Annotated in this window: 8 protein-coding genes; 2 read left to right on the top strand and 6 right to left on the bottom strand. The window is 44.3% G+C overall.

Going from position 1 to position 11,943, the window contains the following annotated elements; genetic code table 11:
- Window positions 1-129: 129 nt before the first annotated feature.
- Both ACMJ0U_RS07500 and ACMJ0U_RS07495 read right to left on the bottom strand, forming a co-directional pair.
- Window positions 130-891: a LytR/AlgR family response regulator transcription factor gene (locus tag ACMJ0U_RS07500; RefSeq protein ID WP_417129281.1), complete on the bottom strand. Its 762-nt coding sequence runs from the start codon at window positions 889-891 to the stop codon at window positions 130-132.
- A gap of 4 nt (window positions 892-895) precedes the next feature.
- Window positions 896-2,932 (bottom strand): tetratricopeptide repeat protein, encoded by a 2,037-nt coding sequence (locus ACMJ0U_RS07495; RefSeq protein WP_417129279.1) that lies wholly within the window; start codon window positions 2,930-2,932, stop codon window positions 896-898.
- A gap of 296 nt (window positions 2,933-3,228) precedes the next feature.
- Between ACMJ0U_RS07495 and ACMJ0U_RS07490 the strand changes: the two genes are divergently transcribed.
- Entirely contained in the window at window positions 3,229-5,037 is a 1,809-nt protein-coding gene (locus ACMJ0U_RS07490; RefSeq protein WP_417129278.1) for a mechanosensitive ion channel family protein, read from the top strand.
- A gap of 316 nt (window positions 5,038-5,353) precedes the next feature.
- On the opposite strand, the gene ACMJ0U_RS07485 is transcribed toward ACMJ0U_RS07490, so the two are convergent.
- The 4 genes from ACMJ0U_RS07485 to ACMJ0U_RS07470 form a co-directional block, all read right to left on the bottom strand.
- Entirely contained in the window at window positions 5,354-8,467 is a 3,114-nt protein-coding gene (locus ACMJ0U_RS07485) for a glycoside hydrolase family 2 TIM barrel-domain containing protein (RefSeq protein ID WP_417129277.1), read from the bottom strand.
- A gap of 39 nt (window positions 8,468-8,506) precedes the next feature.
- Window positions 8,507-9,475 carry a lytic transglycosylase domain-containing protein gene (locus tag ACMJ0U_RS07480; RefSeq protein WP_417129284.1) on the bottom strand — a complete coding sequence of 323 codons (969 nt, stop codon included), beginning with the start codon at window positions 9,473-9,475 and terminating at the stop codon, window positions 8,507-8,509.
- Between the two features lie 291 nt (window positions 9,476-9,766).
- Window positions 9,767-10,234 carry a hypothetical protein gene (locus tag ACMJ0U_RS07475; protein WP_417129276.1) on the bottom strand — a complete coding sequence of 156 codons (468 nt, stop codon included), beginning with the start codon at window positions 10,232-10,234 and terminating at the stop codon, window positions 9,767-9,769.
- Entirely contained in the window at window positions 10,231-10,458 is a 228-nt protein-coding gene (locus ACMJ0U_RS07470) for a DUF2007-related protein (RefSeq protein ID WP_117673722.1), read from the bottom strand. Before ACMJ0U_RS07470 ends, ACMJ0U_RS07475 begins: the two co-directional genes overlap by 4 nt.
- 197 nt (window positions 10,459-10,655) lie before the next feature.
- Between ACMJ0U_RS07470 and ACMJ0U_RS07465 the strand changes: the two genes are divergently transcribed.
- Entirely contained in the window at window positions 10,656-11,906 is a 1,251-nt protein-coding gene (locus ACMJ0U_RS07465; RefSeq protein WP_417129274.1) for a glutamate-5-semialdehyde dehydrogenase, read from the top strand.
- The last annotated feature ends 37 nt before the right edge of the window (window positions 11,907-11,943 follow it).

Raw genomic sequence — 11,943 nt, 5'->3', positions numbered from 1 at the left:
ATAATTTATTTGTATCCACAAAAGTAAACAACGGAAAATAAATGTGAAAGAGTGAAAAATAAAGAAACCGACTGGATGTGAAGAGAGCACATTCAACCGGTTGAGAAAGATGTTTAGATGGTCGTTTTTTTACAAAAGCTTTAAGGCTTCTTTTATTTTGCTGTAGTGGCGTCGGCTGGCTATTAGTTCCAAATTATTAAAAGGTGCGTATAGAATGCATTTCAACGTACTGTTTTCTATTGAAGATAGATAATCAATATTGAGTATACAGTCTGTGTTGATACGGATAAAGGAAGGATGCAGGTTTAAAATATCACGTGCTTTTGTACTAAGTCGTAGGCGATGTTGTTTCATGTTCGTTAGCATCATGTACCAGCAACGGTTTTCGTTGGAATATTGGAAATAAAGTATTTCAGAATCACGAAGTAACAACAAATTATTTACTGTTTGCACGGCGAATTTACAGTCTTTGCTGAGCAGCTGGTACATAGATTGTTCAAAATTAATCGGATTATTGATTTTCTCGAGTTTTACACGTTCTATAATCTGGAGTAATTCTTCCGGTTGATAAGGCTTCAGCAGGTAATCAAAAGCAGAGGCACGTAGTGCGTCAATCATATATTTGTCAAATGCAGTATAGAATACGACATGCATATTGTTGTATATATAGGGTCTGACTTCTTGTAGCAGTTCTATACCGTTGGTCGTGGGGAATTCGATATCAAGAAAGAGTATATCGGGCTGATGTTGTATAATGCTTTTCTTGGCTTTTTGTGGAGATGTATGTGTCTCTAAAATGGTTATTTCTGGATAAGCGGCCAGGTCATCCGCCAAATTACGGATAGAATTTGGTTCGTCATCCACGATGATAGTAGTGATATTTGTAGTCATTTGTTTATAGTTTGAATTGATAGTTAAATGGTACATAAAGACTAACCAGTGTGCCTTGCTCACCTTGAGCGGAAAGATTGCTGATATTGAATTTCATCTGTTCTGTATTTTTCCCGTTGAGTAATTCTATCGTACGGAATAGCATTTTGAGTCCATTGCCTGTGCCTCTTTCTGAGTTGTCGCTATGTCCCGGGTCATATCCGCAACCGTTATCACGAATGTTAATTACTATGCCTTGTCCGCTTACCTTGATACGCACTCGCAAGTAAGCATCGGTGGGTGGCTCATTGTCAAAAGCATATTTCAGTGCATTCTCTACCGGGATTTGTATACTCATTGAAGGAATGAACATCTGCAAGGGTACGTCAGAATCTATTTCCCATTTTGTGGGGGGAGTTCTTGGTGTGATTTCCTGACGTAGGGTGACATAGTTTTTCACCAGTTCTATTTCATTGGCTAGGGGTACGCTTATTTGATCGGATACTAACAAGTTGCCACGCAGTACTTGAATAAAAAGTTTCAGTAGATGAGACAAATCAGGATACTGTTTGAAAACAGGCATCACAGCATTGAGCACATTAAAAACGTAGTGTGGAGATATACGGTTTTTTACGTTCTCCATACGTAGTCGTGATACCAGAGTCAGTTGTCGGCTATATTCGCGTTCATTCTTGCGATTAATATGTACGATGATTAAGGCTGCTCCCAGAATGGAAATGATTAATAGTGATAGCACGAGTATCAGCGTATTACGCTGAGTGGAAAGTTGTTCTCGGTTGTGGGCTATCATGATATCACGTTTTAATAAAGTGGTGTCTTGGCGATAGCGGTAATCTATTTCTGCAATATTGTTGATATGTCGTAAGTTGCGCATGGAATCATCGTATTCGTTCATTGCTACGCGGTAGCGGTAGGCATGGATAAAGTCTCCTTTTCGTGCATAATATTCCATGAAACGCTTATTGTGTAAGTACATATAAAGCGGACCGATTTTTACTGAATCATATGGTTGAGATAAATAATAGTTTACACGGTCCAGCCGGTTTTCATTTAATGCGAGTGCGGCCTGCAAGCTATTAAGATAGAACATTACTTCTTTACCGGTGGTAGGGTCATTCTTAAAATAAGCATAAGCTTTGTTCAGATAATGATGAGCAGAGTCATTGCAGTTCATGAGTGTGAAGATTTCACCAATATTGGCTTCAATAAGGGCATTATACGAGGGTTGATTGAACTGGCGGCACACCTCATAAGCTTGTTTGAAGCAAGCTAAAGCTTCTGGATATTTTTCCTCAAAATAATAGCAGTTTCCTTTAGAATTAAAGTGAATATAGTTTTCATAATGAAGTCTTGGTTCGGGATTACGTTCAGCCATGTCAAAATAGTAGTGAGCTTGATGGAAGTTATGTAAGTCGGCATAAACTTGTGCCAGCCCTGTGTAGATACTGAATTTAATACGTTCAGATCCTAACGAGTCAACTAGCCATAAAGCCCGTCTGTAATAGCGTGATGCGTTGGCCAATTCGCCCTTTTGTCTGTACTGGTCTGCCAGGTTGATGCATATGTTTTCTAATTCAGAACGATCGTCTGATTTCATTAAAGCATTGTAGGCATGATGCAGGCAGGCAATAGCCGAGTCTCGTTGGGATAATGCCTGTAATATGGCAAAACGGTGGTTCCAGCATTGTGCTTCCAGGGCATCGCTATGGGGGTGTGTATGGCAATAATCTTCTATCCGGCGGTTTATCCACAAAGCGCTGTCTGCATAGCCTTGGAGAAAGAGGCAATAACTTGAAAATAACTCCAGTTTATAATAAGCACTACTGTCTGTCAATCCGGTTTGGGCTGTTCGGAAGCGTTGTTCCATCAGAGCCGGATAAGTATAAATGGAATCATAGCGGTTAATGAGAAAGGTATCTATGGCATTGCGTTGTTGGAGGTTTGCTTTTTGTCTAGGTGTACACGAAATTAGCATACATAGTAACAAGCTGCACATAACAGGTATGCCGTTGCAACGGAAAAGGCTTGTAAATTTTTTCATATTCAATATTTTCACATATACTAAATTCTCTATGAGATGACTTTCTGATAAAGCTGTTTTGTCTTGCAAATATAAAATTTTTTAGGATTTTTAAAAATGACGAAAACTTGTTTCTTGTACATTTCGAGGTTCATCTGGTAAAAAAACATGTGTGTGCGGCAATTAATCAAGTCTGGCAGGAATGTGTGAGAGATTATTCCATAAAAAGCATGATATGCATTATAAGCTGTTTTATTAGGTGTCTTTGTCACTTTTATTTGTATTTTTATCGCCGAAAAAAAATAACTGATAAAACCATGAAAAGATTTCGTTTATGCTGCCTTTGCCTGCTTTGTCTTTCTGTTTTCGGGGCATCAGCTCAGGTGGTGGAAAAAGTATTTGATATTTTGGGTGCAGACAGTCTGCCCGCATCAGGCACGGTTTCAACGGCAGATTCAGATTCCATTTGTCTGGCATCCATGAAAGATGAGTTGGCAGCTGCCCGGTTGAACGAAGCGAATCTCCGTATGGAGATAGAGCAGATGAAGTTGGCTGCATATGCCGATGATTCGATGAAACTGGCCAGCCAGAAGCGACGCATTGACTCTCTGCGTCACGAAACCCGGGGGATTCCGGTAGTGGTAGAGGGGGATACCTTATTTTATTTTTATGCCAAACGGGGAGGACATACCCCCCAGCAGCGTGCGGAGAATGTGGCGAATGACATTACAGCCTTGGGTAAACGCTTTAACCTGAAGCCTGATTCGGTGTATATCGAGACCAGTGACATCGTGACGGATGTGATGTATGACAATAAAGTTATTGTTTCCTTTACGGATTTGGACGGACTGTGGGAAAGTTGTACGCGCGACCAGTTGGCAGCCAAAAACCGGCTTGTCATTATAAAGAAACTACAGGTGATGAAGGAGGAACATGGACTCTTACAGTTGTGTAAACGGATTGGCTATTTTGTGTTGGTGCTTGTGGGACAGTTCCTTCTGTTCTGGGGTACCAATTGGCTGTTCCGTAAGCTGAAAGTACGGGTTATACGATTGGAAAAGACACGACTGAAACCTTTCTCGATTCAGGATTATGAACTGCTGGACACCAAGAAGCAGGTGCGGTTATTGATATTTTTGACCAATATGGTTCGTTATGCGTTTATGCTCCTGCAATTATTGCTTACGGTTCCGTTATTGTTCTCTATTTTTCCGCAGACCAAGAATCTGGCCTATCAGCTGCTTTCCTACATTTGGAATCCGGTGAAGAGCATCTTGACCGGAATACTAGCTTATATTCCTAACCTGTTCACCATCTTCGTGATTTATATGGCCATCAAGTATCTGGTACGTTTGTTCCGTTACCTGGCTGAAGAGGTGCAGTCTGAACGGTTGAAATTGAGCGGATTTTATCCTGACTGGGCGATGCCTACCTTCCACATTGTCCGTTTCTTGCTTTATGCCTTTATGATAGCCATGATTTATCCGTATCTGCCAGGGTCTAATTCAGGAGTGTTCCAGGGCATATCCGTATTTGTCGGATTGATTGTCTCGCTGGGTTCAAGCACGGTCATCGGCAACATCATAGCCGGGCTGGTAATCACTTACATGCGGCCTTTTAAGATTGGCGACCGTATCAAGTTGAACGATACGATGGGAAATGTGGTGGAAAAGACACCGCTGGTGACCCGTATCCGTACCCCTAAGAATGAGGTGGTGACCATTCCTAATTCGTTTGTCATGTCTTCACATACCGTGAACTTCAGTCAGTCGGCCCGGGAATATGGACTGATTATCCATTCAGAGGTGAGCATCGGTTACGATGTGCCCTGGAGGGTGGTCAACAAGCTGCTGATAGAGGCGGCACTGAATACGCCCGGAGTGGTGGACGACCCGCGTCCGTTTGTACTTTCCACTTCGCTCAGTGACTGGTATCCGGTGTATCAGGTGAATGCGTATATTAAGGATGCAGACCGTTTGGCACAGATTTATTCAGATTTGCATCAGAACATTCAGGACCGTTTCAATGAGGCGGGAGTTGAAATCATGTCACCGCATTACATGGCTGTGCGTGATGGAAATGCGTCTACCATACCTCCTAAGGAAGAAGCGGACAAGGAAGAATAATCATTCTGCATACATTTCCTATATTTGCGGTAGGGGCTGGAGTTTTGAGATAAGCTTCAGCCCGTTTTTTGTGTTTCCCAAGGTGAAGATGTAGGTTTTGGTGGACGGAGCCGTATATTTTTGCAGGCGGAAACGTAAGGCTCTGACGTGGAAAACGTAGAAAGTGGAAATAGACTGTTATCTCTTTTCTGAGACGTTTCTTTCTTGATGGAAGGCTATTCGTGTGATAAGGGATTGTGGTAGCGTAAGGGGATAAAAAGAACGCCCCGGCTTTGAAACCGAGGCGTTACAGTGAATCAGTGTATGTCTTGCTGATTTATTCGTGTGCGATATAACCTTTCACCGGAGTCATGATGAACGTAAATTCATAATCTCCGTAAGGAAGCATGTATTTGTCTTCAGGAAGTGCACCCCAGCTGTTGACACAACCCAGCCCCATTTGTATCTTGTCAATCAACAGGTTGGTAAGGTCTGCTTCTTCTACTTCGAACGAATGGCTCTGCTTCTTTTCCGTACCGTCGTCCAGTGAAGCGATGGTGTAGTGGAGGGCAGAGGCTGAGAATGGTGCTTCGGCTACGAACTTCAGACCGTTGCCTGCCATGTTCACTTGTTTCCACCAGCGGATGTCGGTCTTGTTGCCGGTTTCCTGTGGGCGGATGTACGGATAGAACTGGTCGCTTACCTTCTGGTTGTAGATACCTAAGTCAGTGCAGTGGTTTCGGTCGCTGTAGTTTTCTATCGGGCCGCGTCCGTAGTAAGAAATCTTTTCAAATGACTTCGGCATCACCATCTGCATACCGAAACGGAACATCGGTGATACTTTGGCATTCTTGTCGGCTACCATCTTCTGGGTTACCTTCACTGCTCCCTTGTTGTTGATTTGATAAGTGAGGTATAGTTTGGCAGATACTTCTTTCAAATCGTAAGTTGAATTGACCACAGCCAGTCCGTTTTCTACCTTGTAGTTGAAGTCGGTCAGCTTGATGCCCGGGTTCTTCCATGCAGCATATTTGTTTTGCAGGCCAGCTCCGAAGTCGTTGTCGGTCGGGGCACGCCAGAAGTTCGGTGTCAGTGCTTCGCCTTCTTTCAACATGCTTACTCCGTTTACATCGTATCTGTCCAGATAGCCGTTTCGCTTGCTGAATTCCAGATAGAATCCGTCACCTTCTACGGCAATGTAGTCCGGATAGTTCGGGTTAATTTGTGGTTCCACTACCTGCTGGTTGGTTTCTGCTACGCTCTTCAGTTCCATAGCCGGAGCTTTGTACGGATTCAGTACAAGCTGGTCCTTAGCTACTACGAAACCGGCCGGAATCAGGCCTTCGCGGTTCTTCTGGATGTATTTCACATTGAGCAGCCATTCACCGCACTGGCAAGTCTTGCCCAGGTCGAGTTGTACATTGGCGGTCTGCTGAGGTGCTACGCTCAGGTTCTCGATACGTCCGCTGCGGACAGCCTTTCCATCTTTCAATACCTCCCATTCCATTGCATACGCAGAAAGGTCACGGAAGAAGTTTTCGTTGTATACCTTGATTTCCCCTTTAGCTAAATCGCCTGGAGTAGTCCAGATGTTCTGATAGAAGTATTGTACTTCATAAGCATGCGGATTGGGTATGCGGTCGGGGCTGATCAGACCGTTGTCGCAGAAGTTTTTGTCACCAGAGTCATCCATACGGTTGAAGTCGCCGGCATAAGCGTAAATCATCTTGCCGTTCTTGCCTGTCCAGCGGATAGACTGGTCTACGAAGTCCCAGATGAATCCACCTTGGTATTTCGGATATTTGCGAATCAAATCCCAGTATTCCTTGAATCCACCCTGTGAGTTACCCATGGCGTGTGCATATTCACACTGAATCAGCGGCTTCTGATATTTATCGTCCTTGCTGTATTCTTCGCACCATTTGTAGTTGGCATACATCGGGCAGTAGATATCGGTCTTTCCGTCGATACGGGCTTGCTCATACTGCACGGCACGGCTGGGGTCTTCCGCTTTAATCCAGTCGTAAGCAGCTTCGAAGTTCGGACCGTATCCGGCTTCGTTACCTAATGACCAGAAGATGATGCTCGGATGATTGAAACCACGCTGCACGTTACGCTGGTTGCGTTCCATGTGTGCTTTTTTGTAAGTCGGTTCCTTGGCCAGTGTCTTGTCGCCGTAACCCATTCCGTGCGATTCGATGTTGGCTTCAGCCACTACATAAATACCGTATTTATCGCAGAGGTCATACCAGAAATTGTCGTCCGGATAGTGGCAGGTTCTTACGGCATTGATGTTGAACTGTTTCATAATCTGGATGTCCTGAATCATGCGTTCGCGTGAAACCACGTATCCGCCGTCCGGATCCAGCTCATGACGGTCGGCACCTTTGAAGAGTACCGGCTGGCCGTTGACCAGAATCTGTGCGTTCTTGAGTTCAATCTTGCGGAAGCCGACTTTTACAGGTACCACTTCACTGGTCTGGCTGCCGTCTTTCAGAGTGGCACGCAGTGTGTATAGGTAAGGAGTTTCTGCACTCCATTTCTGGGGATTTTCCACCTGAAGTGTAGTCGAAACATTGCCCGAACCTTTTACTTCGGCAGAAGCTACGGTCTGGTTCTTGGCATCCAGCAGTTCCAGGTTGATGTTCCCGCTTCCTTTCAGGTTCAGGCTGATGGCTAGTGAACCGTTCTTGTATTCGCTGTCTAAGTCGGGAGTCACGCGGATGTCGTCAATACGTTTCTTGTTGCGGGTGTAGAGATAGCAGTCGCGTGCTACTCCGGTATAGCGGAAGAAGTCCTGGTCTTCCAGATAGGAACCGTCACACCAGCGGAACACCTGGAAAGCAATCAGGTTTTTCTGTCCCGGCTTCAAATACGGAGTCAGGTCGAATTCAGCTTCCAGCTTACTGTCTTCACTATAGCCTACGAACTTGCCGTTTACCCACAGGTACATATTTGAGCTGACCGCTCCAAAATGAGCGATGATGTCTTTACCCTTCCAGTCGGCCGGTACCATGATTTCACGGCGGTAAGAACCTACGTGATTTTCTTCAGTCGGTACGTAGGGAGGATTGTTTTCGAAACGGCTGCGCCATCCATAACCTACGTTGATATAGATAGGGTCACCGTATCCTTGCGTTTCCCAGACTCCCGGCACCTGGAGGTTGTCCCAGCCTTTATCGTTGAAGCCGGTTTTCCAGAAATCCGTGGGGCGTGCATCTGCATGCCGCACCCAGAAGAATTTCCAGGTTCCGTTCAGGCTCATAAAGTTCTTGGAGTCTTCCTTGACTGCCCTGGCAGCCATTTCTGCATTTTCATACGCAAAGAAGTTTGCGTGCATCGGTGCCCGGTTGATGGCATTTATTTCCGGGTCCTGCCATTCTTTAAATGTCTGTGCATTGCCCGCAAGCACACAGGCACTTAAGATTCCTAACACTAATTGTTTTTTCATGGATTAATGATTATAATAAAAAATGATAACTATGTGTCTTTATTCACTCACCCACGCGGGGTTATGAGGGTGTGTCACCCTCGGGTTGTAATACATCTCCGTAGAATCGGGAATGCGGATTTGGTATTCTTTTCCACCATGGTTAGGAAGAGAACTTCCTCGAAGCCAGGGGTTCATGCTTTTCAGTAAGCTGAAATTGATGCCTTGACCTTTGGCAAATCGTGCCAGGTCGTCGATATCTTCTGTCACTTTTATGGTGCGATAAGGAATAGGCGGATATAGGTCGCTGGCTCTCAGGTGAAAACCGAAACGGGTCGGGTCAGTAAGCAGAAGCTTGACTGCCAGTATACGGTATACGTAGCGGGAGGTTTCTTCCACCAGATAAAGGTCGAGTGCATTGTCTGTATATTGTTTTTCCTGTTGCTGGCTGATTCTTCCTTGTCCGGCATTGTAGGAAACGGCTACCGTTTCCCAGTTGCCGAATTTTTGGTAAGCTTGTTTCAGGTACTTGCAGGCAGCTATGGTAGATTTCTCTACATGATAACGTTCGTCTACGTGATGATTGACTTCCAGCCCGAAGTCGCGGGCCGTACCGCTCATGAACTGCCATAAACCTGCGGCTCCAGCTACGGAACGGGCCAGCGGATTCACGTTGCTTTCAATGGCCATGAGGTATTTGAAGTCATCGGGTACACCTTGCTCCTTTAAAATGGATTCGATGATGGGGAAATAGCGGTTGGCTCTCTTGATGATTTGCAGAGAAGTGCTGTGCATGTAAGTAAATGCCATCAGTTCCCGGTCCATTCGCTCACGCCGGTCATAACGTGTCAGGTCTATTTCCGTACCACAAAAACTGATGTTTTTAGGAACTTCGATACAACTGTAGGTCGGAGAAGCTGACGCCTCTGTCTGTGCGGTGCAGGAAGTGGAAAATCCGGGTAACAGGAAGCCGGCTACAAATAGAGCGGTTGTAAGCAATAAGGTATATAAGCGTTTTGTCAATTTCATATTCAAGGTTTTCTTGTAACTGTCGGTTTTCTGTGAATCCATGGCAAAAATAAGGACTTATTCATATAAGTCGAGGGCATAAATTAGGCAAAAGTCAAGTAAAAATCGTTCAAAATTAGGTCCAGATTGACTTGATTCCCCGTCTGGTTATGCGCATGTCTTTTTGTTCTGAGCCTTTAGGGCACAAAAATCAACAGTTTTTTGTTTAAAAATCGCTCTAAAATACGAAATAAACTTCTGGAAAACACTACCTTTTTAATTTATTTCACAAAATCGCTTTCCTCTGAAAGCTCATTCTTCCATACGGAAACTTCTCAAGATAGTCTCTGGGGTTTTATCATTTTCCTTGCGGTACATAATGGAAACATAGAAGCCGCAGCTTCCGTCTTTTGCCAGCAAGTAACTGTAGATACATTTCTCTTCTTCACAATTACCTTTGAGCTGCACACCATGGAATTGAGGCAGCTCAAAAGGTTGTACGCCGCTTTGCGATGTCACTTCATCGTCTGTGGCAATAGCTTTCAACTCTTGTCCTAATTCTTCTTTTTTCAGGTTTTCCCCTTCCAGTAGCTGGATGGTAAGGTAATATGTATCGTTCCCGGCAATGTATCCTTCGGAAGAATCATCTTCTACTACTAAATCGGCAGGGGCTTTAAAAGAAACTCCATACGAACTCCACGTAATTGTTTTTAGGTTTTGTGCAAATGTGGGGAGGGCTACTGAAAAAAATGCAATCAGGGTTAAGAATAAATGTTTCATACTTTTCGCTCGGCTACTACTTTTCGTGCATATACTTCTTCTTCCTTATTAACCAGCACGCATACGGAACCTCCTCCATAGGACGAAGTCACGGCAGACAATGGTGTTTCATCTTTCAGCATGGCATCCACACCGGCAGATTTTAACAATCCCTTTATCAATTCAGCTTCCCAGAGATCTCCTCTGAAAACTTCAATCAATGAATCGTAATTCTTTGCTTCCATACTCACTTGTTTTAAGGGTTAATAAATCAGAAGTTCTTTTCTCTCTTATTTAATTCAAAGATAAGAAACTTTCGGGAATAAATATTCAGTTTGGTAATATATTTCTTACCGAATAGTGGAATATTTTGTTTTTTGTGTTTTGAGATTCTCTTTGAAATTGTATTTTTGCGATAATTTGCAATCTGAATAAAACAATTATGAATCTGAATGAAACTTTTAAGGCGGTTAGGGAAGCATCTCGTAAGCTGGCGATGCTGGATTCGCAGACTATTAATGAGGTGTTATGTGCCGTGGCCGATAAAATAGAAGAAAATACGGCGGTTTTGCTGAAAGCTAACCAGGAGGATTTGCGGCGGATGGAAAAGTCCAATCCGAAATATGATCGCTTGAAGCTGACACACGGACGTTTGGAGGGTATTGCTGCTGATATGCGTCAGGTGGCCTCTTTACCTTCTCCATTGGGAATGGTGAGGGAGGCTTATACGGTGCCCAGTGGACTTCGTTTGCAGAAGGTGAGCGTGCCGTTTGGGGTGATAGGGGTAATCTATGAAGCTCGTCCGAATGTCAGTTTCGATGTGTTTTCCTTGTGCTTGAAGAGTGGGAATGCATCTATTCTGAAGGGAGGAAGTGACGCCGATGCCTCTAACCGTGCTATTGTGCAACTGATTCATGAGGTATTGAACGAGTTTGGTATAGATTCACACGTGGTGGAACTATTGCCTTCTACCCGGGAGGCAACAGAATCTCTTTTGCATGCGGAAGGTTGGGTGGATTTGATTATTCCTCGTGGAAGCAGTAATCTGATTCGATACGTACGTCAGGAAGCAACCGTACCGGTCATCGAGACGGGAGCTGGAATCTGTCATACGTATTTTGATAAGACGGGTGACCTTGTAAAAGGAGCTGCCATTGTCAATAATGCCAAGACACGTAGGGTGAGTGTCTGTAATGCCCTGGACTGTCTGCTGTTGCATCAGGCACGTTTGGCCGATTTGCCGGCTTTGTGTGCGCCCCTGAAGGAGAGCCGGGTCATTCTGTATGCAGATGAGCCAGCTTATCAGGTATTGGAAGGAAGTTATCCGGCAGAATTGTTGCAACCTGCTACTTTGGAAAGTTACGGTACCGAGTTTTTAGACTATAAGATGGCCATCAAAACGGTAAATGATATAGCCGAGGCAGTAACGCATATTTATACACACGGTTCCGGACATAGTGAATGTATCGTGACAGAGGATAAAGAAGCAGCAGCTCTCTTTACTCGGGCAGTAGATGCGGCTTGTGTGTATGTCAATGCACCGACCTCATTTACTGATGGGGCTCAGTTTGGTTTGGGGGCGGAGATAGGTATCAGCACTCAGAAACTGCATGCTCGTGGTCCAATGGGATTAAGGGAGATGACTACCTACAAGTGGATTGTGGAAGGTGATGGTCAGGTACGAAAAAATTAATAAAATGAGCGATGTATTGCATTTTTATAGTATATTT

Source organism: Phocaeicola sp. (assembly GCF_048170425.1).
Classification (GTDB): domain Bacteria; phylum Bacteroidota; class Bacteroidia; order Bacteroidales; family Bacteroidaceae; genus Phocaeicola.
Note: the sequence above shows the minus strand (reverse complement) of the source record. Positions and strands in the feature narration are given on the sequence as shown.